A 25,850-nucleotide genomic window follows, 5' to 3' on the forward strand; every position below is an offset into this window, starting at 1 on the left:
TATGTTATTCTAATCCAGTTTCTTCATCAGGTAATAAATGACTAAATAGCTTTACATTTTTAAGAAATCTATCTTTTAATTTAGTTATATATAAAGGGTCAGAGTCAAAGTTTTCGGCTTGCCTAACTATATTCTGAAACATATATAAATCAGTATCTAAATCATCAAACATCAAATTAATGTCTTCATCTTTAAATGTACTATAATGTACTAAACGCTGTTCAATGATTTCTGCTAGCGTATTTGCTGTTTGTCTAGCTTTGTTAATATTGCCAGCTTCGTAATATAATTCAGGATATGCTAACGCAATAGAATAGTGTCCAAAATCTTTTATCGGCATTTTTTCTAAAGATAAATCTAATACTTCGTTTGCTTTTAATGTGTCTCCTTCTTTTACAAATGCTTCCGATAAGCGCATTAAGTTATTGCGCATAGAAATAGCGTTTCTTTTTGTTTGAGAGTCTAAATAGATGTTACCGTCATTAATGTTTCTAAAGTTCCACTTTTTGACATTGTTGTACATTTTATCAGGATCAATTCTACCCATATCAAACATACTGTTTTGTCCAACTGGTGTTTTAATTGGTACTAATTTAAAGGCTAAGCCATCTAGTTGTAAGTAATCTTTCATCCAAATATATTCAGAATCAGCATTAGATCCACCAGTAAAATAAATTGGACGTTTCCAATCAAAATTATTTAAAATATCTAGCATTAAAATGCTGTTTTTTCCAATTCCACCGTCAATAGTAATGTCAATATAATCTACCATTTTATTGGCGTCTTTTTGGGCAACAATTCCGTATTTAAGAGCATTTTCTTTGTTTACAGGAATTCTGATTTTATTAGTTGGCAATATTTTTTCAGGAACACCATCTTCTTCTAAATCATAAAAAGTTCTTTCATTGTCGCTTCTTACCCAACGCATAAAATCTTTTAAAGATAGTACAGAGTCTTTTGGAACTGCAGCTAATCCTTCAAAATAATAAGCTGCATCTAAAGTTCCGTAAGAATATTCTTCATGTGTTAATGCAGAAGGAATTGGAGCGGCTTTATAAGTTGCTTTTTTCATTTGATCTATATACCAATCAGTTTGAAAAAGGCTTGTATTTACCAATTTAATATCGGTTCTAATACCTTCTACTTCTTGCATGTACCAAAGTGGGAACGTGTCATTATCTCCAATGGTAAACATAATTGCGTTAGGATCGCAGCTTTCTAAATACGCTTGTGCGTTTAAATGAGTTGTGTATCTGTTAGATCTGTCATGGTCGTCCCAATTTTGAACTCCCATTAAAACAGGAACAGCTAATAAGGCAACCGCAGAAATTCCTGTTGCAACCATTTTCTTGTTGGCGTATTTTTTTAAGCTTTCATAAAGCGAGAGTACTCCAAAGCCAATCCAAATTGCAAAAATATAAAAGGAACCAACTACTGCGTAGTCACGTTCTCTTGGTTCAAAAGGTTTAGGGTTTGTATAGAAAATAATGGCAAAACCTGTAAAAGCAAAGAATAAAAATAACACAAATAAGTTCTTTTTGTCTTTACTAATTTGATATAACAATCCTATAATTCCTAAAATTAGTGGTAAAAAGAAATATACATTTCTTCCTTTGTTATTTTTAACATCGTCTGGCAATGCTTGTTGCGAGCCAAGACGAGCTTCATCAATCACATCAAAACCACTAATCCAGTTTCCGTTTTTAGCATCTAAATGTCCTTGAACATCGTTTTGTCTTCCGGCGAAATTCCACATAAAATAACGTCCATACATATAGCCAAACTGAAAATCGACCATAAATTTAATGTTCTCTAAAAATGTAGGTCTTCGTTTGCTGTTTTTTGGAATACCAGCAATAGCTTTATACATTTCTTCGGAAGCAGGATCAACCATTCTTGGTATAAAACCTTTGTGCTTGCTAGACCAGTTTGGTAATGCGTTTTTGTAGTTATTTACAATCTCGTATTTACCGTTTCTTTTTTCGTATTTTGGCTTGTCATCTCTATAAGGATTAGAAGCGTCTTGCTCTCTATTGTGTGTAAATGAGTAATATTTATCGTAAAATACGTTTGCGTCTCCGTATTGTTCACGATTATAATATGCTAATAATTCACGCGCACTCGACGGATCATTTTCATTAATTGTTGTGTTGGCATTCGCTCTAATTGGTAACATTAACCAAGAAGAAAAACCGATTACAATAAATAGTACAGAAAGTGTTAAGGTATTTCCGGTAACATATCCTTTTTTACGTGTGTAGTTTAATCCGAAGTAAAAAAGTGCAATCAATACAATACCAGCAATTATAGTTCCTGAATTGTATGGTAATCCTATTGAATTGATAAAGAATAATTCTGATACACTAAAGAATTTTAACGTAAACGGAAATAGAAATTTAAAAACAAATAACAATACAACAATAGAAGCTATTGTAGCAATTGCTGTAGTTTTTAAATTGATGTTTTTATACGTTTTAAAGAAATATAGAAGTACAATTGATGGAATTACCAGTAAAGATAAAATATGAACTCCAAATGATAAACCAACTACAAAACTGATTAAAACCAACCATTTGTTTCCTCTTGGTTGTCCAATTTCACTTTCCCATTTAAGACCAAGCCAAAATAGTAAAGCCATTAAAAATGAAGACATTGCATACACTTCTCCTTCAACAGCACTAAACCAAAAACTGTCTGAAAATGTATAGGCTAAAGCACCAACTAAACCACTTCCTAAAATGGCAATATATTTTCCTTCTGTTAACTCACCAGATTTTTTTGCAAGTTTTTCTGCAAGGTTTGTAATGGTCCAAAACAAAAATAAAATAGTAAATGCACTTGCTAAAGCAGACATAAAGTTTACCATTTTAGCAATGTTAGCAACGTCATTTGTAAACATTGCAAAGAAGGCTCCCAACATTTGAAAAAGTGGTGCTCCTGGTGGATGACCTACTTCTAGTTTTACTGAAGTTGAAATATATTCTCCACAATCCCAAGCGCTTACCGTAGGTTCTAAGGTAAGTGTGTAAGTGATTAATGCAATTGCAAAAGCAACCCATCCTAAGATTGTATTTAATTTTTTATAGTTGATAGTGTTCATAGTTGTACTTAAATGTCGGGCGAATTTACTAATTTAATAGAATATTAAAGCCTTAAGTTTCATTGAAATAATAAGAGTTGGTCATAAAAGTTTGTTAAAGAGAAAAAAAAGAAATGAAAAAATGATTAAAAATTGTTTGCATAATAAAAAGTTTGGTTTAAATTTGCACCCGCAATAATACTATTGGCCTATGGTGTAATTGGTAACACACCGGTTTTTGGTACCGACATTCAAGGTTCGAGTCCTTGTAGGCCAACAAAAAACGCTCACTTTCTAGTGAGCGTTTTTTAATTTTAAGAATTATTAAACTCTAAAAGTTAATATTGGTCTTAAAGCATTCTTAGATAAGCTTTTTGTTACGCTGTTGTTAAATAGATGAGATAAACCACTTCTGCCGTGTGTACTCATTGCTATAATGTCTGCATTTATTTCTTCAGAAAAATTTAAAACACCTTTTTCTATAGAAGAGTCGCTATACACATTTACAGAGTGTTTAGGTAGGTTGTAGTCTTTTATAAACTCAGTTATTTTGTTTTTTGTTTCTTGAGTGCTTTCAAATTTTCTTGGGGTATTTATTTTTAATAAATGAATTTGACTGTTGAATTTTTCGGCGAAATCAAGAAATTTTTCAAAAGCCTCTTTGTTTCCTTTTTTAAAACTAGATGCGAAAACTAACTTTTTTGGTTTAAACTTTTCTTGATCTTTTTTTACGACAAGAACTGGTATTTTAGAGTTTCTTACTACTTTTTCTGTATTAGAACCAATTAGTATTTCTTCAAATTCAGAATGCCCTTTAGAACCCATAACAATTAAGTTTGCGTCAATTTTGTTACCATAATCTTCTATGCCTTCATAAGGTTTTTGAAAACGGATTGCATGTTTTATTGCTGTGTTTTTTGAGAAATACTTTTCTTTATAATCAAACAGTTTATCTCTTACCTTACGTAAGTACAACATGCTTTCTGGAATGCTAAAATTGCTTCCGGCACCCATATCTACAATTCCTGTAGGTAGTTCTACCATGTGTAGTAAATGTACTTCGCTATCGGATTTTTTAGCAATTCTTGAAGCTAATTTTGAGGCGTATTCAGATGAAACTGAAAAATCTACTGGGACTAAAATTTTTCTCATAATTAAAAAGTTTTAAAAGAGTGGAAAAGACACCTAAATATACGGAAAAGATAAATACAAACCTACTTGTGTATTAGTAAATTACTTCCTATATTTGCACCGAAATTAAGGCAAAAGGAAGGAAAGGGGACGGAAGTCCCCTCTTTTTATATCAAAAATGAACCAAGATACAGTTAAAAAATTATTGCAAGAAGCGTTAGATGAGAATCCCTCTTTATTTTTAATAGAGTTGGCCTTCTTGGCAAGTAGTAAAATTAAAGTTGTTGTAGATGGAGATGCTGGTGTTCCGCTTAGCGAATGTATTAGAATAAGTAGAAGTATAGAAAGTAGTTTAGATAGAGAAGAAGAAGATTTTTCTTTAGAAGTTACTTCACCAGATATCGCACACCCATTTTTAGTATTACGTCAATACAAAAAAAATATTGGCAGAATTATTAAAGTTGTAACAGCAGAAGATAAATACGAAGGAACTTTAGCATCCGCTGATGAAGACGGAATAGTTTTAACGTGGAAAGCAAGAGAACCTAAACCAATAGGTAAAGGTAAGCATACAGTAGAGAAGACATTAAATCTATTGTATTCAGAAATAAAAGAAGCAAGAGTAAAAATTATATTTTAAGAGAATATGCAATGGAGAATATAGCATTAATTGATTCGTTTTCAGAATTTAAAGACAATAAAAGTATAGACAGAGTTACACTTATGTCTATTTTAGAAGAAGTATTTCGTGCGACTTTAAAACGTAAGTTTGGGTCAGATGATAACTTTGATATTATTATTAATCCTGATAAAGGAGATTTAGAGATTTGGAGAAATCGTGTTGTAGTTGCAGATGGCTTTTCTGAAGATGATAATGAAGAAATAGAACTAGCTGAAGCAAGATTAATTGAGCCAGATTTTGAAATTGGTGAAGATGTATCTGAAGAAGTGAAGTTAATAGATTTAGGAAGAAGAGCAATTTTAGCACTACGCCAAAACTTGATTTCTAAAATTCATGAACACGATAGTACAAATATCTTTAAGCAGTTTAAAGATTTAGAAGGAGAATTATACAGTGCAGAGGTTCATCACATACGTCATAACGCAATTATAATGTTAGATGATGAAGGGAATGAGTTGGTGTTGCCAAAAAGTGAGCAGATTCGTTCAGATTTCTTTAGAAAAGGAGATGCTGTTCGTGGTGTAATAAAATCGGTAGAATTAAGAGGTAATAAACCTGCAATTATTTTATCAAGAACATCGCCATTATTTTTAAATAAATTATTTGAGCAAGAAATCCCTGAAGTATTTGATGGTTTAATTACGGTTGAAGGAGTTGCAAGAATACCAGGAGATAAGGCAAAAGTTGCTGTAGATTCTTACGATGATAGGATTGATCCTGTTGGAGCTTGTGTTGGTGTTAAAGGATCTCGTATTCACGGTATTGTACGTGAGTTAGGAAACGAAAATATTGATGTAATTAATTATACTAAGAACGACCAATTATTTATTGCTAGAGCTTTAAGTCCTGCAAAAGTAACTTCTATGGAGATTACTTTGTACGAAGAAGAAAAAGATGGTAAAAAAGGACGTGTAAAAGTGTTGTTAAAACCAGAAGAAGTATCTAAAGCAATTGGGCGTGGCGGTGTAAATATCCGTTTAGCAAGTCAGTTAACAGGATATGAAATAGATGTTCAGCGTGAAGGTTTAGAGGAAGAAGATGTTGAGTTGACAGAATTTGGAGATGAAATTGAAGACTGGGTAATTGTAGAATTCAAGAAAATTGGTTTAGATACTGCAAGAGCAGTATTAGAAACTAACGTTGCTGAATTAGTAAAAAGAACAGATTTAGAAGAAGAAACAATCCTAGAAGTTCAAAGAATTTTAAAAGAAGAGTTCGAAGACTAAATTGATAGTAAAGGGTGTGTTTATTTCCTTTTTTCATTAGAAAATAAAAATCAACATAATAACAGAATTCATAACTACAATTAATTTGTAAAGTGTGTTTTTTGTAAATTAAGACTAAAAAACAGTATATGTCTGACGTTAAAAAATTAAGGCTTAACAAAGTTTTAAAAGAATTAAATATCTCTTTAGATAGAGCAGTAGAACATTTGGCTAAAAAAGGCCATGATGTAGAAGCGCGCCCTACAACAAAAATCTCTAATGCAGAATATCAAATTCTATTAGATGGTTTTCAAACGGATGCTAGTAAAAGAGCAGAATCTCGTGAGGTTGGAGAAGAAAAGAGAAAAGAGAAAGAAGCACTTAAGTTAGCGTTAGAAGCTAAGCAAGAGCAAAAGCGTTTAGAGGAAGAAGCTAAAAGAGAAGTTCTTAAGGCCAAGGCAGTTAAGTTAGAGATTAAAACTGTCGGAAAAATAGATGTAGATAAAAAACCATCTGCAAAAACGGAAGAACCTGTAAAGGAAACTCCAAAAGTAGCTGAACCAAAACAAGAAGCTCCTAAAGCTGTAGAACCTGTTAAAAAAGCTCCAAAAAAGGAGACTCCTAAAGTAGCGGAACCTGTAAAGGAAACTCCAAAAAAGGTTGAGGTTAAAGAAGTGAAAAAGGTAGAGGTTCATAAAACAGAAAAACCTAAGGTAGCTGGAATTAAAAAGAAAGAACCTGAGGTTAAAGAAGAGCCAAAAGTTGAAATTACACCTGAAAATTCAGAAAAACTTAAAACGCAATATAAAAAGTTAGACGGTCCTAAGATTACAGGGCAAAAAATTGACTTAAAGCAGTTTGAGAAGAAGCCGAAGAAAAAGGTAGTAAGACCTGGAGACGATAAGAAGAAACGTAAAAGAATTGTGAAGCCAGCAACAGGCGGAACAAGAACTCCTAGTACTGGAGGAAATAGAGGTGGAAACCGAAGTGGAGGTAATCGTGGAGGACAACAAAGAGGTAGAAGACCTGTAGTTCAAAAAGCAGAATTAACTGACGAGCAAGTTCAAAAACAAGTAAGAGAAACCTTAGAAAAACTTCAAGGTAAATCTAAGAAAGGTAAAGGAGCTAAGTATCGTAGAGATAAAAGAGATGCTCACAGAGAACAAACTGAAGCAGAATTAGAAGCACAAGCATTAGAAAGCAAAGTACTTAAAGTGACAGAATTTGTTACTGTAAGTGAGGTTGCAACAATGATGGATGTACCAGTTACAAACATTATTTCTTCATGTATGATGTTAGGAATGATGGTAACAATGAACCAGCGTTTAGATGCAGAAACATTAACTATTGTTGCAGAAGAGTTTAATTATACTGTAGAATTTGTTGGTGCAGAAGTAGAAGAATCAATAGAAGAAGTAGAAGATAAGCCAGAAGATTTAGTTACTCGTGCGCCAATTATTACGGTAATGGGTCACGTAGATCATGGTAAAACTTCATTATTAGATTACATTCGTAAAGCAAATATTGTTGACGGAGAATCTGGTGGAATTACACAGCATATTGGAGCTTATTCTGTAAACGTAGGAGATCAGAAAATAGCATTTTTAGATACACCTGGTCACGAGGCCTTTACAGCAATGCGTGCTCGTGGAGCTCAAGTTACAGATTTAGTAATTATTGTAGCAGCAGCAGATGATGATGTAATGCCACAAACAAAAGAGGCAATTTCTCACGCACAAGCAGCAGGAGTACCAATTATATTTGCAATTAATAAAATTGATAAGCCAAACGCTAATCCAGACAACGTTAAAACGCAACTATCTTCAATGAATTTATTAATTGAAGAATGGGGTGGAAACATTCAGTCTCAAGATATTTCTGCAAAAACTGGTCAAGGAATTGAGGAGTTATTAGAAAAAGTTTTATTAGAAGCTGAAATATTAGAATTAAAAGCAAATCCTAATAAAAACGCAGTTGGTGCAGTAGTAGAAGCACAATTAGATAAAGGTAGAGGTTATGTTACAACAATATTAGTACAAGCCGGAACTTTAAAAATTGGAGATTATATCCTTGCAGGTAAAAATAGTGGTAAAGTAAAAGCCATGTTTGATGACAAAGGGAAGAAACTTAAAGTTGCAGGTCCATCAACACCAGTATCTATACTTGGTTTAGACGGAGCGCCACAAGCAGGAGATAAATTCAATGTATTTGAAGACGAAAGAGAAGCAAAACAAATTGCCTCTAAACGTTCTCAATTACAACGTGAGCAATCTGTAAGAACTCAAAAAACATTAACGTTAGATGAAATTGGTCGTCGTATTGCGTTAGGAGACTTTAAAGAATTAAACATTATCTTAAAAGGAGATGTAGATGGTTCTGTAGAAGCTTTAACAGATTCGTTCCAGAAATTATCAACAGAAGAAATTCAAGTTAATATTTTACATAAAGGAGTTGGAGCCATTACAGAAAGTGATGTGTTATTAGCAACCGCTTCAGACGCAATTGTAATCGGATTTAACGTTCGTCCTCAAGCAAACGCTAGGGTAATTGCAGATAGAGAAGAAGTAGATATTAGAATGTACTCAATTATTTACGATGCAATTAACGATCTTAAAGATGCAATGGAAGGTATGTTATCTCCAGACATTAAAGAAGAAGTTACAGGTAATGTAGAAATTAGAGAAATCTATAAAATCTCTAAAGTTGGTAACATTGCAGGATGTATGGTTATGTCAGGTAAAATATTCAGAAACTCATTAATTAGAATTATTAGAGACGGTATTGTAGTTCATACAGGAACATTAGCAGCCCTTAAACGTTTTAAAGACGATGTAAAAGAAGTTGCAAAAGGATACGATTGTGGTGTTCAGATAAAAGGATACAACGATATACAACAAGGTGATGTTATAGAAGCTTATCAAGAAGTAGCCGTTAAAAAGAAACTGAAATAAGCTTACTGTCATTCCTGCGAAGGCAGGAATCTCATGCTAAAAACTCAAGAATATTTTGTGTTTTATTATAAAACTAAAACCGATACGAAAGTGTCGGTTTTTTTGTGCGTTACGGTTTTGGGTAATTTTCTTATCAATTAGCATTCTGAACTTGTTTCAGAATTTTGCTTAGCTTTTTAGTAAAGTAAATAACACCAAAACCGCCCGCGCTTTCCACTATATCTTTTTGTAGAAAAAACAAAAAGGATGCCGCTGCAATCGCTAACGCTCCTACTTGCTATTATAATGAGTTAAGAGGTGTGTTTATCTTTGTTAAGGTTGTTAAGTGATTATGAGGAACTAAAAATTGTATAGAGAACTTTTTTCGATGCCAGATTAAACTTTAAGGCATTTTAGTAAAATAAGTTTAAAACAAAAAAAATCCTAAGCAATAGCCTCGGATTTTTATAATTTGTATTTTCATCTAATCATCTAATCATCTAATCATCTAATCATCTAATCATCTAATCATCTAATCATCTAATCATCTAATCATTCTTTTCAATAACAATAGCGCCAGAAAATTTTTCTCTAATTTTATTAATAGCTTTATCAGCCTCTAATCTTGTTTTGTAATTTCCTACTTGCACTTTCCATTCAGGAGCATCGTAATCTAACTTGCTGTAAACACCTGGAAATTCTACTTGAAATCTGCCTTTTGTGCTTCTTGCGCGTTTTTCTAAGCCATTATATAACTGTATTCTAAAACCATAACCATATCGTTTATTGTAGTCTCTTTTTTTAGCTAATAAGCTAGAAATCTTATCGTTATCTTGTGTGCTAGTTTGTGCATTTACAGTAGAAATTCCAAAGAATAGGAAAAACAATGCAGCGGAAAAATATATCTTAATTTTCATTATCATTTTAGTTTATACAAAAGTAACGACTTGTTTCTGAATAAATTGAAATAATTCTTTATTTAGAATTAATATAAATTATAATTAACATTCTTTTAGCATTTCAAAATCTGAACAGAATTAGTACTTTTGTGCAACTGCATACGGTGCAAACCTTATGCCAAAAATACATAGATTTTAAACTATAGTTTGTAAAATATGAAGAGTGTAGCACTACACAATAGACTAACCAACGTATTCTTAAAGAGTCTTACTTTACTTTTAATATTATCTTTTAGCTTTTCTGCGCAAGCACAAGAAGTAGATGCAGCGCGTCAAAAAGAAGGTAGAAAATTATTTAGATCACTTTGTGCATCGTGTCATAAGCTAGATAAAAAACTAGTTGGACCTGCATTAGGTGGAATTGAAGATAAAAGAGAAAACGATTGGTTACAAAGCTGGATTAAAGATAATACAGCCTTAATTAAATCTGGAAACGCAGATGCAATTGAAGCGGCGGAATTCAGTCCAACAGCAATGACGGCTTTTCCTCAATTAGATGAAAAGCAAATAAATGACATCTTGTATTATACAACTGTTGGAGATCCTGTAAAGCCAGGAGCTGTTGCAGATGTAGCTTCTTCAGGAGAGCAAGGCGAAGCGCCAGGTTGGTTAATCTATATATTGGCAGCAGCAATTATTGTAGCTTTTTTAATTATTGCAAGTTTATTAAAAACAATTAGCGAATTAAAAGGAGCGCCAAAAACACCAGGAGCTGTAGCTACCTTAAATGAAGTTTGGGAAGGCGTAAAGAAAAACACTTTCTTAAAAGTATTAGCTGTAATATTTGGAGCATTAGTTACTGCGTATTTCTTATTTGGAACTTTATTTAAAATTGGAGTTGAAGAGGGATATCAACCAATTCAGCCAATTGCATTTTCACATAAAATTCACGCAGGAGATAATAAGATAGAATGTCAATATTGTCACTCATCAGCAAAACATAGTAAAACATCTGGTATACCTTCAGTAAATGTTTGTATGAACTGTCATAAAGGAATTTCTGAAGTAGCAGACGATACTCAAGTAGTTTTAGAACAAGCTACTTTAGGTAAAGAAGAGTTGAATAAAGAAATCGCTAAGATTTACGATGCTGCAGGTTGGGATGCTGATAAGTTAGAGTATACAGGTGAAACGAAACCGGTAAAATGGGTTCGTGTACACAACTTGCCTGACTTTGCATATTTTAATCACTCACAACACGTAACTGTTGGAGGTTTAAAATGTCAAAAATGTCACGGTCCAGTTGAGGAAATGGAAGAGGTATATCAATATTCTCCATTAACAATGGGTTGGTGTATCGATTGTCATAAAGACACAAAAGTAGATTTAAAAGGTAACGAATATTACGCTAAAATACACAAAGAGTTGGCTGCCAAATTTGGCGTTGAGCAAGTAACAATTGCACAACTTGGAGGTAAAGAGTGTGGTAAATGTCACTATTAATAATAAAAGAGATAGCTAGTTACAGTTTTAGTGCAAACTAATAACTAATAACTAACAACTAATAACTAATAAGAGCAATGGCTTCAAACAAAAAATACTGGAAAAGCGTCGAAGAACTAAAAGATAGTTCTGTAGTTGAGGCGTTAAGTAAAAATGAGTTTGTAGAAGAAATTCCAACTGATGATTTTTTAGGCGATAAAGAAACGCTTGAAAACTCTTCAACTTCTCGTAGAGATTTCTTAAAATATGTAGGATTTACAACAGCAGCCGCTTCTTTAGCAGCATGTGAAGGTCCAGTAAGAAAATCTATTCCTTATGTAGTAAGACCTGAAGACACTGTTGCAGGTGTTGCGGACTGGTATGCAACTACAATGGCAGATGGATACGATTTTGCAAATGTGTTAGTAAAAACACGTGAAGGTCGTCCAATTCAAATAATGCCAAATAAAGAAGCAAACGGAACAACAAATGCACGTGTGCAAGCTTCTGTATTGTCTTTATATGATGAGGCATTACGTATTAAAGAGCCAACTAAAGGTTCAACTGTAATTTCTTGGGCAGATGCCGATAAAGAAATTGGGGCAAAATTAAACGAATTAAAAGATGCTAACCAACCTGTTGTGTTATTAACAGGAACAATGGCAAGTCCATCTACAGATAAAATTATTTCTGAATTTACAACAGCATATCCAAACGTAGAACACGTTGTATATGATGCAATTTCAGAAAGCGGTGCTGCCGATGCTTTTGAAGAAATGTACGGAAAGCGCGCATTACCAAATTACGATTTTAGCAAAGCGAAAGTTATTGTTTCTTTTGGGGCAGATTTCTTAGGAGATTTCCACGGAGGATTCGAAAAATCTTACATAGCAGGTCGTAAACCAGAAACAGGACATATGTCTTACCACGTTCAAGTGGAAAGTAATATGTCTTTAACTGGAGCAAATGCAGATAAACGTGTGGTTGTAAAACCATCAGATCAAGTATTCGCTTTATTAAACTTATACAACGCAGTAACAGGAGCAAATGTTCCTTCTAAAACTACACCAGTTGATGCTGTTGTAAAAACATTAGCTAAAGATTTGCGTAAAGCAGGTTCTAAAGCAGTTGTTTTAACAGGGTTAAATGATAAGAATGCACAATTAATTGCATTAGCAATTAACAAAGCATTGAGTAGTGATGTGATTGATGTAAACAATACATTAAACATCCGTCAAGGAAATGATGCTAAAGTTGCACAAGTAGTTGCTGATTTAAAATCAGGAAAAGTTGCAGGTCTTATTACTTATAATGTAGATCCTGTTTACACACTTGCTAATTCAGCCGATTTTTCAGAAGGATTAAAGAAAGCTAAATTATCTGTTGCAATTTCTACGGAAAATAGCGCAACGGCAATGGCTTCTGAATTTGTATTACCAGCGCCTCACTATTTAGAATCTTGGGGAGATATTATGATTTCTGAATCTAATTTCGGATTAATGCAACCAACTATTCAACCATTATTTAATACACGTCAATTACAAGACACGTTAATAACTTGGTCTGGAAATTCAACAAAATATTACGATTATTTAAAAACTAATTCAGCTGCTATTTTAGGAACAACTTCTTGGAATACAGTTTTACATGATGGTTCTTTCAATAAAGAAGTAACTGCAAGTAACACAGCTGGAGATATTGATGTAAATGCAGTTGCTGCTGAGTTAAGTAAAGCAACAAAAGCATCAGCATTTGAATTAAACTTATATACCAAAGGCGGTATGGGAGACGGTAAACAAGCAAACAATCCTTGGTTACAAGAATTCCCAGACCCAATTACACGTGCTTCATGGGATAATTACTTAACTGTTTCTATGGCAGATGCCAAAACATTAGAGTTTGAAAACCCTGTAAAAGATAATGGAGCCATAAATGGTAATTATGCTAAAGTCACTGTTAATGGTGTCATTTTAGAAAATGTTCCTGTAATGATACAACCTGGTCAAGCAAATGGATCTGTTGGTTTAGCATTAGGTTACGGTAAATTAGAAGGTTTAAAAGAAGAAATGCAAGTTGGAGTAAATGCTTACTCTTTATATGCAAACGGTAATAATGTTCAGTATAATGTTTCTATTGAGAAGACATCTGGAGCAGTACACAAGTTTGCTTGTACGCAAGTACAGAAAACAATTGCAGGTCGTCACGATATATTAAAGGAAGCTACGTTAAAAGAATATTTAACTGTAGATCCTAAAGATCATAAAAATGGATGGAATGTTCCTGCTATGGTTTCTTATGACCATCAAGAAGTAGAAGCAAAATCTATTGATTTATGGGATGAGCATAACAGAGAAATAGGTCATCACTTTAACTTATCTATAGATTTAACATCTTGTACAGGATGTGGTGCTTGTGTTGTTGCATGTCATGCAGAAAACAACGTACCTGTTGTGGGTAAAAACGAAGTAAGAGTTGGTAGAGATATGCACTGGTTGCGTATTGATAGATACTATTCTTCGGAAGTTGAAACAAGAGAAGAAGCTAAGGAATTAGGTTTAAGTAGAGCAGAAATGTATTCAGCTTTAGAAACTGAAGCAGAAAATCCTTCTGTTACTTTCCAACCAATGATGTGTCAGCACTGTAATCACGCTCCATGTGAAACAGTTTGTCCAGTTGCAGCAACATCTCATGGTCGTCAAGGTCAAAACCAAATGGCTTATAATAGATGTGTGGGTACAAGATATTGTGCAAACAACTGTCCTTATAGAGTTAGGCGTTTTAACTGGTTTAATTATTCAGAAAACAAAGAGTTCGATTTCAATATGAATAATGAGTACGGTAAAATGGTGTTAAATCCAGATGTTGTAGTTCGTTCTCGTGGAGTTATGGAAAAATGTTCTATGTGTATTCAAATGACACAAGCAACAATTTTAAAAGCTAAGAAAGAAGGTAGAGCTGTTAATAAAGATGAATTCTCAACAGCTTGTTCATCAGCTTGTACAACTGGAGCTATGGTCTTTGGAGATGTTAACAACAAAAAAGACGAAGTAGCTGCATTAGCAGAAGATAAAAGAGCATTTCACGTATTAGATTATCTACAGACGAAACCGAATGTAGTGTATCAAGTGAAAGTTAGAAATACAAACGAAGCATAAACGAGTTGAAAGTTAGAATTCAAAACTTTAACTTCAATAAAAATTAAAAACTAAGTAATAAAAATATGTCTCATTACGAAGCACCCATAAGGGAACCTTTAGTATTAGGTAATAAAAGTTACCACGACATTACCGAAGACATTGCTAAACCTATAGAAGGTAAAGCAAACAAAAACTGGTATATAGCATTTTATATTTCTTTAGCAGCAATGTTATGGGGATTTGGGTGTATATTTTATACAGTTGGAACAGGTATTGGAGTTTGGGGATTAAGCAAGAACATTGGTTGGGCTTGGGATATCACAAACTTTGTATGGTGGGTTGGTATTGGTCACGCCGGTACATTAATCTCAGCTGTACTACTTTTATTCCGTCAAAAATGGAGAATGGCAATTAACCGTTCTGCAGAAGCAATGACAATCTTTGCTGTATTCCAAGCAGGATTGTTTCCAATTATTCACATGGGACGTCCATGGAATGGGTATTGGGTTTTACCAATTCCGAATCAATTTGGTTCATTATGGGTAAACTTTAACTCGCCATTACTTTGGGATGTATTTGCAATTTCAACATATTTATCTGTATCTTTAGTTTTCTGGTGGACAGGTTTATTACCAGATTTTGCAACTATTAGAGATAGAGCAGTAAAACCTTTTCAAAAGAAAATATATTCTTTATTATCTTTCGGTTGGTCTGGTAGAGCAAAAGATTGGCAACGTTTTGAAGAAGTATCTTTGGTACTTGCTGGTTTAGCAACACCATTAGTACTTTCTGTACACACAATCGTATCGATGGACTTCGCTACTTCAATTAACCCAGGTTGGCATTCAACAATTTTCCCTCCTTATTTCGTAGCTGGAGCAATCTTTTCTGGATTTGCAATGGTACAAACGTTATTAGGTATAATGAGAAAAGTTACTAATATGGAAGCATATATTACACGTTTACACGTAGAATATATGAACATTGTAATTATTGTTACTGGAGGAATCGTAGCAGTTGCCTACGCAACAGAATTCTTTATTGCATGGTATACAGGTTCTCCTTATGAATATTACACTTATTTATCAATTGGTGCAGAAACTGGACCTTATGGATGGGCTTTTTGGTCATTATTAATATGTAACATCTTTACGCCACAATTACTTTGGATTAAAAAAATAAGAAGAAGTTTTATCTGGTCATTCATTATCTCTATTGTAATTAATATTGGTATGTGGTTTGAACGTTTTGATATTATTGCAATTGTATTAAGTAAAGGTCACTTACCATCAACTTGGTGGCGTTTTGAACCAACATTTGTAGATGTAGGTATCTTTATTGGAACTATCGGTTTCTTCTTTGTATTATTCTTATTATACGCAAGAACATTCCCAGTAATTCCTATTGCAGAAATGAAAACAATATTAAAATCTTCAGGAGAAAATTACAAGAAGCAAAGAGATGGAATTTCTACTTCTCAAGTTGAAGATAATAACACTATAAACGGATAATTATGGGAGCACACGAAGCATCAAAAGTTATTCATGCACTTTACAATGATGACGAAATCCTAATGGATGCAGTTAAAAAAGTAAAAGGAGAACACCATCATATAGAAGAAATATTTTGTCCTTTTCCAGTTCACGGACTAGACAAAGCAATGGGTTTAGCGCCTACACGTTTGGCAATTACAGCTTTTATGTATGGTATTACAGGTTTGTCTGTAGCAATATGGCTTACTTGGTATACAATGATTCACGATTGGCCGCAAGATATTGGTGGTAAACCAAACTTTTCTTGGGCAACAAACATGCCAGCATTTGTGCCAATTATGTTTGAATTAACAGTGTTTTTTGCAGCCCACTTAATGGTAATTACTTTTTACATGAGAAGTAAGATTTGGCCATTTAAAGAAGCAGAAAACCCAGATCCAAGAACAACCGATGACCATTTCTTAATGGAAATTCCAGTTCATGGAAACGAAGAAGAATTAAAAACGTTATTGGCAGCTACAGGAGCTGTAGAAATTAACGTAGTAGACAAGCATTAATCAATAGATAAATGAAGAGTTTAAAAATAATATTCAGTTTAGTAGTACTTACAAGTATAGTTTCTTGTGGTAACAAACGTGAGCCAAGTTTACAATATATGCCAGATATGTATGTGTCTGTACCTTATGATGTAAATGGAGCAGAAGGTGTAAATGGAAAACCAGTTAACTCTAAACCAGTTGCAGGTACAGTTAAAAGAGGAGGATATCCTGCTTATGACATCTTAGACACTAATGAAGGTTACGAAATTGCTAAGAATGAATTAAAAAATCCGTTAGAAGTTACTGAAGATAACTTAACAAACGGAAAAGCAATGTACGATATTTACTGTGCAGTATGTCATGGTAAAAAAGGTGATGGAAACGGAATTTTAACTGAACGTGATAAGTTTGCAGGTATTCCTAACTATAAAGATAGAGAACTTACCGAAGGAAGTATTTACCACGTAATTATGCACGGTAAAAACTTAATGGGTTCTCACGCATCACAAATGACACCAACAGAACGTTGGCAAGTTGTTCAGTATGTAGAAAAATTAAAAGCAGATTTAAAATAAATCTATAATAGATATGTATCAATTTTCAGGTAGATTAAAAACACTCGCTATTGCATTTATGGTTCTTGGAGCCTTAGGAGTTGCTTTAGGTTTTTACAATGCACCAAAAACTTTAGAAGACGCTAAAGAAATTATGGCTAACCAATCTGCTCACGGAGCACACGGTAATGACCATGGTGAAACAAAACATGTAGAGGAAACTCATACAGAAAAGAAAGAAGATGCTCATGCTGAAGATAATCATTCAGAAGAGAATTCTCATTCAGAAGTTATAGTTGAAGAAGTACACGGTGATTCTCACAGTGAAGGTGAATCTCATTCAGAAGAAGTAATAGAAGTAAAAGAAGTTGATGAAGTACATGCAGAAAAATTAGACACTCATGCTTCAGATAACGCACACGGAACAAGTCATGATGATGCACATGCAGAACATGTATTTCACCAATTACAAAACAGACCTTGGGCTGCACTTTATGTAGCTTTAATATTCTTTTTAGGAGTTACGTTATTAGTTTTAGCTTTTTATGCAATTCAAAGAGTTGCGCAAGCAGGTTGGTCAATAGTTTTGTTTAGAGTAATGGAAGCAATTACTGCTAACTTATTACCAGTTAGTTTAATTTTGATTGCTGTTTTAGTTGCATCATTTATGCACATGAATCACTTATTTTCTTGGATGACTGAAGGAACTTTTACTCCAGGTCACGAGAATTATGATCCAATTGTAGATGGTAAATCAGGATGGATAAACGCACCTTGGTGGATGATTAGAAGTGTATTCTATTTATTTGTTTGGAATGCTTACCGTTGGTTTATTAGAAGAAATTCTATTAAAGAAGATACTGCTGAAAATATTTCAACATACAAAAAGAATTATAACGTTTCTGTAATATTTTTATTCCTATTCATGATTACTGAAAGTATGGCAGTTTGGGATTGGATTATGGGCTTAGACCCTCACTGGTTCTCAACGTTATTTGGTTGGTATGTTTTAGCTACTTTCTTAGTAAGTGCTGTAACTACAATTACATTTGTAACAATTTATTTACGTTCTAAAGGATATTTACCAAAAGTAAATGATAGTCATATTCATGATTTAGCGAAGTTTATGTTTGGTTTCTCAGTATTCTGGACGTACTTATGGTTTGCACAGTTTATGTTGATCTGGTATGCAGATATTCCTGAAGAAACCACGTATTACGCAATGCGTTTTAACGAATATAAAGGACTATTTTTAGGAATGGTTGTAATGAATTTCGTTTTCCCAATTTTATTATTAATCAATAGTGATTTTAAGAGTATACCTTGGTTTGTAGTTATGGGAGGAATAGTGATTTTAGCAGGGCATTATGTAGATGTATTTGTTATGATTATGCCAGCGACAGTTGGTGCTCAATGGGCAATTGGTATTCCAGAAATTGGTGCTATACTATTTTTCTTAGGATTACTAATTTGGACAACCTTTAGTGCATTTGCAAAAGCAGATCCTGTTGCAAAAGGAAATCCATTTTTAGGAGAAAGTGAACACTTTCACTATTATAATATTGAACATAGAGGTGAAGACGCAGATGCGCACCATTAATTAAATAATTGAATTAAAAATAAATAAGAAAAAATAAATATGTTAGCTCTATTTTATATTTTTATAGCTGTTGCAATCGGGGTAAGCTTTTGGCAAATTACCCGTGTAATGAACTTGAGAGAAGTTATTGCTACAGATAAAGACAATAATTCGCAAGGTAAAATTGCCATTGGTTTTATGGTGTTTTTATATGCAATGATGGTTTATTGTTTAATAGCAATGAATGTGTTAATGTTACCAGAATCTGCCTCAATTGAAGGAGAACATGATGATAATCTTTTCAATATTACCTTTTGGTTAATTGGTATTGTGCAGTTTATCATGCAATTTTTAATTTTCTTTTTTACGTACAAGTATAGAGGGAAAAAAGAAAATAAAGCAAAATTCTATGCAGATAGTCATAAATTAGAGATGATTTGGACTATAATCCCTGCTTTTACTATTGTAATCTTAATAGGTTATGGTTTATGGGCTTGGAATAACATTATGTATGTTGGTGATGATGAAAACCCAATTGTTATTGAAGTATATTCAAAACAATTTCAATGGGAAGCTCGTTATGCAGGAGAAGATAATACTTTAGGTTTAGGAAACGTAAACTATATTAAAGGAGTTAATACAATGGGAGTTGATATGTCTGATAAAAACTCTCAAGACGATAAACAAGTAACAGAATTATACTTGCCTAAAGGTAAAAAAGTATTGTTCAAGTTCCGTTCACAAGACGTATTGCACTCAGCTTATATGCCTCACTTTAGAGCACAAATGAATTGTGTTCCTGGTATGGTTACTCAGTTTGCTTTTACACCTAAGTTTACAACAGAAGAAATGCGTGTGCAATCTGAAGTTGTTGCTAAAACAAACGGAATTAATAAGATAAGAAAAGCCAAAGGTGAAGATCCTTATGTTTTTGACTACGTACTTTTATGTAATAAAATATGTGGAGCATCTCACTATAACATGCAAATGAAAATTACAGTTGTAGAAGACGCAGTATATAAGAAATGGTTAGCTGAACAGCCAGCATTAGCCCAAGTTGTAAAATAATAATTAAAAGAGACTACAAATAAATAGATTATGTCAGAGCATCATCACAAAGAAACATTTGTAACAAAATATATTTTTAGTACAGACCATAAAATGATTTCTAAACAATTCCTAGTTACAGGAATTTTTATGGGAGTTATTGGAGTATTCATGTCAATGTTATTCCGTATGCAAATTGCATGGCCAGAAAAATCATTTTCTATTATAGAAGCATTTTTAGGACATCATCAAACAGATGGTATAATGAATCCAGATATGTATTTGGCATTAGTTACCATTCATGGAACAATAATGGTATTCTTTGTACTAACTGCAGGTTTAAGTGGTACATTTTCTAACTTATTAATTCCCTTACAAATTGGTGCTAGAGATATGGCATCTGGTTTCTTAAATATGGTTTCTTATTGGTTATTCTTTTTATCAAGTATAATCATGGTTATATCTTTATTTGTTGAAGCAGGACCAGCATCTGCAGGATGGACAATTTACCCACCACTTTCAGCATTACCACAAGCAATTCCGGGTTCTGGAGCAGGTATGACGTTATGGTTGGTTTCTATGGCAATTTTTATTGCTTCATCTTTAATTGGATCATTAAACTATATAGTTACAGTTTTAAACTTACGTACAAAAGGAATGAAAATGACGCGTTTACCACTTACAATGTGGGCGTTTTTTATCACAGCAATTATTGGTGTGGTTTCTTTCCCAGTATTATTATCAGCAGCATTATTATTAATTTTTGATAGAAGTTTTGGTACCTCATTTTACTTATCAGATATATTTATTTCTGGTGAAGTATTACATTACCAAGGAGGATCACCAGTATTATTTGAACACTTATTTTGGTTCTTAGGTCACCCAGAGGTTTATATTGTATTATTACCAGCTTTAGGTTTAACTTCAGAAATTATTTCAACGCATTCTAGAAAACCAATTTTTGGATATAGAGCAATGATTGGTTCTATTATGGCAATTGCATTTTTATCTACAATTGTTTGGGGTCACCACATGTTTATCTCAGGAATGAATCCATTTTTAGGATCTGTGTTTACCTTTACAACTGTATTAATTGCAATTCCTTCAGCGGTAAAAGCATTTAACTATATAACCACTTTGTGGAAAGGAAATCTTCAACTAAATCCTGCCATGTTATTTTCAATCGGATTAGTTTCTACATTCGTTACAGGAGGTTTAACAGGATTAGTTTTAGGAGATTCTGCATTAGATATTAATGTTCATGATACATATTTCGTTGTAGCGCATTTCCACTTAGTAATGGGAGTATCTGCAATTTTTGGAATGTTTGCTGGTGTCTATCACTGGTTCCCGAAAATGTATGGTAAAATGATGAACAAAACTATGGGTTATTGGCACTTCTGGATAAGCATTATTTGTGCTTACGGTGTATTCTGGCCAATGCACTTTATTGGTTTAGCAGGTTTACCACGTAGATATTATACAAATACAAACTTTCCAATGTTTGATGATCTAGCTGATGTAAACGTTGTAATTACAATTTTTGCTTTAGTTGGAGGTTTAGGTCAAATAATATTCTTAGCTAACTTTTTTATCTCAATTTATAGAGGGAAAAATGCAACTCAGAATCCTTGGAATTCTAATACAATAGAATGGACTACACCAGTAGAACATATTCACGGTAACTGGCCTGGAAAAATTCCAGAAGTACACCGTTGGCCTTATGACTATAGTAAAAGAGTAGATCCTAAAGATGATGATAGTGATTACTTAGGAGGTAAAGACTTTATACCTCAAGTAGTACCATTATATGATGGAGAAGAGCCGTCTTAAAAATTAAATTGTAACCTTGAGCCTAGCTAAAGGTCATTATAAATAACAAAAAAACCTTTCCATTGGAAAGGTTTTTTGCTTCTTGTCAAATTGTTATCTTTGTTAAGTATGAATGAAAATTTAAATCCTGAAAACACAAATCTTTCTAATGAAGATATTGATGTAGAAAAAAAATTGCGCCCACTTTCTTTTGAAGACTTTAGTGGTCAAGATCAGGCAATTGAAAACCTTAAGATTTTTGTTGAAGCAGCAAATCAAAGAGATGAAGCTTTAGATCATACACTTTTTCATGGACCTCCAGGTTTGGGAAAAACTACTTTGGCACATATTTTAGCAAATGAATTACAAGTTGGTATAAAAGTAACTTCTGGACCAGTTCTGGACAAGCCTGGAGATTTGGCTGGTTTGCTTACAAATCTCGATGAACGAGATGTTTTATTTATTGATGAAATCCATCGATTAAGCCCAATTGTAGAGGAATACTTGTATTCTGCAATGGAAGATTATAAAATTGATATTATGATTGAATCTGGGCCAAATGCCCGTACTGTTCAAATCAATTTAGAACCATTCACATTAATAGGAGCAACCACCCGTTCAGGATTATTAACTGCGCCAATGCGTGCTCGTTTTGGAATAAGTAGTCGTTTACATTATTATTCTACAGAACTTTTAACTACAATTGTACAGAGAAGCGCACAAATTTTAGGCGTTCCAATTTCTATGGAAGCGGCAATTGAAATTGCAGGACGAAGTAGAGGGACACCAAGAATTGCAAATGCATTGTTACGTAGAGTAAGAGATTTTGCACAAATAAAAGGTGATGGAAACATTACTATTGAAATAGCAAAGTATGCTTTAAAAGCATTAAATGTAGATGCACATGGCTTGGATGAAATGGATAATAAAATTTTAAAAACCATTATAGATAAATTTAAAGGAGGTCCTGTTGGTTTAAGTACTATTGCTACAGCTGTTTCCGAAAACACAGAAACTATCGAAGAAGTGTACGAACCTTTCTTAATTCAACAAGGTTTTATAATGAGAACACCTCGTGGAAGAGAAGTTACAGATTTAGCGTATAAACATTTAGGTTTAATTAAAGGGAGAAATCAAGGCGAATTATTTTAGGCATAAATTTTAAATGGAACAACAAGAAGTAAATAATACGATAGCGAAACCATCAACAACAGGTTGGTTACAAAGGTTAAAAGATGAAAGTTGGGAAGCTGAATTACTAGTTTCTGCAATTGCTATTTTTGGTACATTTAAGTTGTTTGGTGTAATTTCTTGGTGTGTTAATTTTTTTATTAATGTCTTAAACCCTGAACAATATGTTATTGGGTATTATATCGTAACTTTTGGACTTTTAGCTGTGAGTATTTTAGTATCAATGTTTATAATACATTTTTCCCTTAGAGCTTATTGGATTGGATTAGTAGGTTTAAATTCAGTTTTTCCTGATTATAGTATTGAAGATAGTGCGTATTCAGAAATTTATACTCGAAAAATATTAGGAATATTACCTAAATTAAAAGATTCTATACAAAAGACAGATGAACTATGTAGCGTTATTTTCTCTGCTGCATTTACTATGCTGATGATATATGCATATTCATCTTTATTTACTAGTGTTTATTTATTTGTTTTTAATTTATTGTCTACTTATATAAACACTTATATATTATTAATTCCTGCAGTTTTAATTGGATTAAGTCTATTAGTACAAATTATTATTACTTTTGTAGCAAACTTAAAAGTTAACAGAAAAAAAGAGAAATTACAGATTCTATCTTTTAAAGTAAATACATTTGTATCTAAAATTCTTTTTGGGCCTTTATATAGATCAATTTTACAAATAAGCATGATTTTTGGCTCTAATTTTAAGAAGAAAAAATCGTTAATATATCTTGTCTTAACATTTTTATTTGCAGGTGTTTTAGTTTTTGCAAATCAAATTCCTAAAACGAATATTCTTTATTTAACTAGTCATAAAAAACATTTTAATACTACAAAAGTATATTCAAGTTTTTATAATGATGAAAATAAAAACAATACTTTTTTATTAACGCCAGAAATAGAATCAGACAAAGTTGAAGCTAATGTGTTAAAAATCTTTATTCCTGTTTTTAAGCATGAAGAAAATATGAAAACTGAATTTTGTGGAGATGATAATGAAAATTCTGAGCTATCTTTAGAAGTTCGTAGAGAAGAGTGGAATACTTTTATTTTAGATTGTTATAATCAATATTATCATATTTATATTAATGATAAAAAAATTGATGTTGAATTTTTAAGACTTAATGCACATTCAAGAACGAAGCAATCTGGAGTAATTTCTTATTTAGATATTTCAAACCTTAAAAAAGGTATTAATTCTATTGAAGTAAAAAAAGAGTTTGGAGAGACTAAGATTTTAAATTGGAAAATTCCATTTTATTACATACCTAAAAATTAGTTTTTATAAAATGAATTTAAAAAAGCTCATACCAATTTTAGAGTGGTTGCCTAACTACAATACATCTCAATTTAAAGGAGATTTTATTGCTGGGATTACAGTTGCAATTGTTTTAATTCCACAAGGAATTGCGTATGCGTTAATTGCTGGTTTACCTCCAATTTACGGTTTATATTGCGCGTTAGTTCCACAGATAATATATGCTGTTTTTGGATCGTCAAGGCAAGTAGCAATTGGCCCAGTTGCCATAGATTCTTTAATTGTAGCTTCAGGAGTTTCTGCACTTGCACTAGCAGGATCGGAAAGTTATATTGCCATTGCAATTTTGTTGGCACTTATAGTTGGTGCAATTCAATTTTTAATGGGTGTTTTTAGGTTAGGCTTTATTGTAAATTTCTTATCTAAACCGGTAATAACGGGTTTTACTTCCGCTTTAGCGTTAATAATTGGCGCAAATCAATTTAAAAATTTATTAGGTGTGGATTTCATTCAAAGTGATCAAATACACATTTTAATACAAGATATTTGGCAGCAAATAGCAACTTTTAACTTTAATACATCTGTAATTGGTTTAATAACTGTAGTAATTATAATTGCTTTTAGAAAAGTAAACAAGAAATTACCAAGCGCACTTTTTGTGGTGATTTTAGGAATTTTAATAATGTATTATTTTGGAAAAAATTTAATTGATGTTTCTATAGTCAAAGAAATTCCATCTGGATTACCAAAATTTACAATGCCAGAGATTGAATTTTATCAGATTAGAGAACTATTACCAATTGCATTAACTTTAGTAATGGTTGGTTACCTAGAAACCATATCTATTGGTAAATCATTAGAAGCTAAACAAAATGAATACCGCGTAAATGCGAATCAGGAATTAATCGCTTTAGGCTTAAGTAATATGGCAGGTTCATTGTTTAAAGCATATCCTACAACATCAAGTTTTTCTCGTTCAGCAATCAATCAAGAAAACGGTGGAACAACAGGCATGTCGGCAATTGTGTCAGTTATAATGATTGTAATTTCTCTACTTTTTTTAACACCCGTTTTTTATTATTTGCCAAAAACAGTATTAGCAGCAATAATTATTGTAGCAGTTTTTGGATTGATAAATTTTAAAGAGGCAGCTTATTTATGGAAAGCGAATAACCTAGATTTTTGGTTGATGATGGCTACTTTTTTAGCAACCCTTTTCTTTGGTGTTGAATACGGAATTATAACAGGAGTAGGCTTGTCTTTAATAATTTTGATATTTAGAACGTCTAGACCTTATGTTACAGAATTAGGAAAAGTACCAAACTCTAATTTTTATAAAAACAAAAATAGGTTTGAAGAAGTTGTAATAGATGAAGATGTATTAGTTTTTAGATTCGATGCTCAGTTATTTTATGCCAATTCAAGTTATTTTAGAGATAATTTAGATGAAATGGCATCTAAAAAAGGCTCGGCATTAAAATTGATAGTTATAGATGCAGAAAGTATTAATAGAGTTGATAGTACTGGAGTAGAAATGCTTAAAGAGCGAGTTAAGTTTTATCAAAATAAAGGAATAGCCTTTTATTTTGCAGGGGTAAAAGGACCTGTAAGAGACTTGCTGTTTAGAGGAGGACTTTTAGAAATCATAGATGTCAATCATTTTTTTATGAGAGCAAATCAAGCAGTAAAATTTTATAAAACAGGTGATAGAAAGCATCAAGAAAAATATGCGAAATATATACATCAAGCATATAAATAATTTAAAATAAAACTGATAAATATCATATGTCAAATACCGACTAATGAGTTATTTTAAAGTTAGA

At 32.6% G+C, this 25,850-nt stretch carries 17 protein-coding genes and 1 tRNA gene; 15 read left to right on the forward strand and 3 right to left on the reverse strand.

Annotated features, from left to right (window positions below):
• Positions 1 to 4: 4 nt before the first annotated feature.
• Positions 5 to 3,100: a glycosyltransferase family 117 protein gene (locus LPB136_RS12760; protein WP_072556703.1), complete on the reverse strand. Its 3,096-nt coding sequence runs from the start codon at positions 3,098 to 3,100 to the stop codon at positions 5 to 7.
• Between the two features lie 184 nt (positions 3,101 to 3,284).
• On the opposite strand from LPB136_RS12760, the gene LPB136_RS12765 reads away from it, so the two are divergent.
• Positions 3,285 to 3,356 (forward strand) — tRNA-Gln (locus LPB136_RS12765).
• Between the two features lie 47 nt (positions 3,357 to 3,403).
• Here the strand turns inward: LPB136_RS12765 and LPB136_RS12770 are convergent.
• Positions 3,404 to 4,231, reverse strand: coding sequence for a universal stress protein (locus LPB136_RS12770; protein ID WP_072556704.1), 828 nt, complete (start codon positions 4,229 to 4,231; stop codon positions 3,404 to 3,406).
• Between the two features lie 157 nt (positions 4,232 to 4,388).
• Between LPB136_RS12770 and rimP the strand changes: the two genes are divergently transcribed.
• From rimP to infB, 3 genes are all read left to right on the forward strand, one after another.
• Entirely contained in the window at positions 4,389 to 4,850 is a 462-nt protein-coding gene (rimP, locus tag LPB136_RS12775; protein ID WP_072556705.1) for a ribosome assembly cofactor RimP, read from the forward strand.
• 11 nt (positions 4,851 to 4,861) lie between these two features.
• Entirely contained in the window at positions 4,862 to 6,118 is a 1,257-nt protein-coding gene (gene nusA, locus LPB136_RS12780; RefSeq protein WP_072556706.1) for a transcription termination factor NusA, read from the forward strand.
• A gap of 128 nt (positions 6,119 to 6,246) precedes the next feature.
• Positions 6,247 to 9,048 (forward strand): translation initiation factor IF-2, encoded by a 2,802-nt coding sequence (gene infB, locus LPB136_RS12785; protein ID WP_072556707.1) that lies wholly within the window; start codon positions 6,247 to 6,249, stop codon positions 9,046 to 9,048.
• A gap of 527 nt (positions 9,049 to 9,575) precedes the next feature.
• Here infB and LPB136_RS12790 read toward each other — a convergent pair.
• Positions 9,576 to 9,944, reverse strand: a complete 369-nt coding sequence (locus LPB136_RS12790; RefSeq protein WP_072556708.1) for an SPOR domain-containing protein — start codon at positions 9,942 to 9,944, stop codon at positions 9,576 to 9,578.
• Between the two features lie 198 nt (positions 9,945 to 10,142).
• Between LPB136_RS12790 and LPB136_RS12795 the strand changes: the two genes are divergently transcribed.
• The 11 genes from LPB136_RS12795 (at position 10,143) to LPB136_RS12845 (ending at position 25,786) form a co-directional block, all read left to right on the forward strand.
• Positions 10,143 to 11,429, forward strand: a complete 1,287-nt coding sequence (locus LPB136_RS12795) for a c-type cytochrome (protein ID WP_072556709.1) — start codon at positions 10,143 to 10,145, stop codon at positions 11,427 to 11,429.
• Between the two features lie 77 nt (positions 11,430 to 11,506).
• Positions 11,507 to 14,563, forward strand: coding sequence for a TAT-variant-translocated molybdopterin oxidoreductase (locus tag LPB136_RS12800; RefSeq protein WP_072556710.1), 3,057 nt, complete (start codon positions 11,507 to 11,509; stop codon positions 14,561 to 14,563).
• Positions 14,564 to 14,628: 65 nt separating this feature from the next.
• Positions 14,629 to 16,056, forward strand: a complete 1,428-nt coding sequence (gene nrfD / locus LPB136_RS12805; RefSeq protein WP_072556711.1) for an NrfD/PsrC family molybdoenzyme membrane anchor subunit — start codon at positions 14,629 to 14,631, stop codon at positions 16,054 to 16,056.
• 2 nt (positions 16,057 to 16,058) lie between these two features.
• Entirely contained in the window at positions 16,059 to 16,595 is a 537-nt protein-coding gene (locus LPB136_RS12810) for a DUF3341 domain-containing protein (RefSeq protein WP_072556712.1), read from the forward strand.
• Positions 16,596 to 16,606: 11 nt separating this feature from the next.
• The gene (locus LPB136_RS12815; protein WP_204218337.1) at positions 16,607 to 17,152 is read left to right on the forward strand and encodes a c-type cytochrome; all 546 of its coding nucleotides are present in this window, start codon (positions 16,607 to 16,609) and stop codon (positions 17,150 to 17,152) included.
• A 13-nt stretch (positions 17,153 to 17,165) separates the two neighbouring features.
• On the forward strand, positions 17,166 to 18,731 hold the full coding sequence (locus tag LPB136_RS12820) for a quinol:cytochrome C oxidoreductase (protein ID WP_072556713.1): 1,566 nt from the start codon (positions 17,166 to 17,168) through the stop codon (positions 18,729 to 18,731).
• A gap of 39 nt (positions 18,732 to 18,770) precedes the next feature.
• The gene (locus LPB136_RS12825; protein WP_072556714.1) at positions 18,771 to 19,778 is read left to right on the forward strand and encodes a cytochrome c oxidase subunit II; all 1,008 of its coding nucleotides are present in this window, start codon (positions 18,771 to 18,773) and stop codon (positions 19,776 to 19,778) included.
• A gap of 30 nt (positions 19,779 to 19,808) precedes the next feature.
• Positions 19,809 to 21,590 carry a cytochrome c oxidase subunit I gene (locus tag LPB136_RS12830; protein WP_072556715.1) on the forward strand — a complete coding sequence of 594 codons (1,782 nt, stop codon included), beginning with the start codon at positions 19,809 to 19,811 and terminating at the stop codon, positions 21,588 to 21,590.
• A 108-nt stretch (positions 21,591 to 21,698) separates the two neighbouring features.
• Complete coding sequence (ruvB, locus tag LPB136_RS12835) at positions 21,699 to 22,721, forward strand: Holliday junction branch migration DNA helicase RuvB (RefSeq protein WP_072556716.1); 1,023 nt, start codon at positions 21,699 to 21,701, stop codon at positions 22,719 to 22,721.
• Between the two features lie 13 nt (positions 22,722 to 22,734).
• Positions 22,735 to 24,048, forward strand: a complete 1,314-nt coding sequence (locus LPB136_RS12840) for a hypothetical protein (protein WP_072556717.1) — start codon at positions 22,735 to 22,737, stop codon at positions 24,046 to 24,048.
• A gap of 10 nt (positions 24,049 to 24,058) precedes the next feature.
• Positions 24,059 to 25,786: a SulP family inorganic anion transporter gene (locus tag LPB136_RS12845; RefSeq protein ID WP_072556718.1), complete on the forward strand. Its 1,728-nt coding sequence runs from the start codon at positions 24,059 to 24,061 to the stop codon at positions 25,784 to 25,786.
• Positions 25,787 to 25,850: the final 64 nt, after the last annotated feature.

It is taken from the genome of Tenacibaculum todarodis (assembly GCF_001889045.1).
Lineage (GTDB): Bacteria > Bacteroidota > Bacteroidia > Flavobacteriales > Flavobacteriaceae > Polaribacter > Polaribacter todarodis.

Bases quoted from the DNA above. Each gene is read 5' to 3' on its own strand.
- LPB136_RS12760 (WP_072556703.1), bottom strand. From the start codon at position 3,100: ATGAACACTATCAACTATAAAAAATTAAATACAATCTTAGGATGGGTT.
- LPB136_RS12770 (WP_072556704.1), bottom strand. From the start codon at position 4,231: ATGAGAAAAATTTTAGTCCCAGTAGATTTTTCAGTTTCATCTGAATAC.
- rimP (WP_072556705.1), top strand. From the start codon at position 4,389: ATGAACCAAGATACAGTTAAAAAATTATTGCAAGAAGCGTTAGATGAG.
- nusA (WP_072556706.1), top strand. From the start codon at position 4,862: ATGGAGAATATAGCATTAATTGATTCGTTTTCAGAATTTAAAGACAAT.
- infB (WP_072556707.1), top strand. From the start codon at position 6,247: ATGTCTGACGTTAAAAAATTAAGGCTTAACAAAGTTTTAAAAGAATTA.
- LPB136_RS12790 (WP_072556708.1), bottom strand. From the start codon at position 9,944: ATGAAAATTAAGATATATTTTTCCGCTGCATTGTTTTTCCTATTCTTT.
- LPB136_RS12795 (WP_072556709.1), top strand. From the start codon at position 10,143: ATGAAGAGTGTAGCACTACACAATAGACTAACCAACGTATTCTTAAAG.
- LPB136_RS12800 (WP_072556710.1), top strand. From the start codon at position 11,507: ATGGCTTCAAACAAAAAATACTGGAAAAGCGTCGAAGAACTAAAAGAT.
- nrfD (WP_072556711.1), top strand. From the start codon at position 14,629: ATGTCTCATTACGAAGCACCCATAAGGGAACCTTTAGTATTAGGTAAT.
- LPB136_RS12810 (WP_072556712.1), top strand. From the start codon at position 16,059: ATGGGAGCACACGAAGCATCAAAAGTTATTCATGCACTTTACAATGAT.
- LPB136_RS12815 (WP_204218337.1), top strand. From the start codon at position 16,607: ATGAAGAGTTTAAAAATAATATTCAGTTTAGTAGTACTTACAAGTATA.
- LPB136_RS12820 (WP_072556713.1), top strand. From the start codon at position 17,166: ATGTATCAATTTTCAGGTAGATTAAAAACACTCGCTATTGCATTTATG.
- LPB136_RS12825 (WP_072556714.1), top strand. From the start codon at position 18,771: ATGTTAGCTCTATTTTATATTTTTATAGCTGTTGCAATCGGGGTAAGC.
- LPB136_RS12830 (WP_072556715.1), top strand. From the start codon at position 19,809: ATGTCAGAGCATCATCACAAAGAAACATTTGTAACAAAATATATTTTT.
- ruvB (WP_072556716.1), top strand. From the start codon at position 21,699: ATGAATGAAAATTTAAATCCTGAAAACACAAATCTTTCTAATGAAGAT.
- LPB136_RS12840 (WP_072556717.1), top strand. From the start codon at position 22,735: ATGGAACAACAAGAAGTAAATAATACGATAGCGAAACCATCAACAACA.
- LPB136_RS12845 (WP_072556718.1), top strand. From the start codon at position 24,059: ATGAATTTAAAAAAGCTCATACCAATTTTAGAGTGGTTGCCTAACTAC.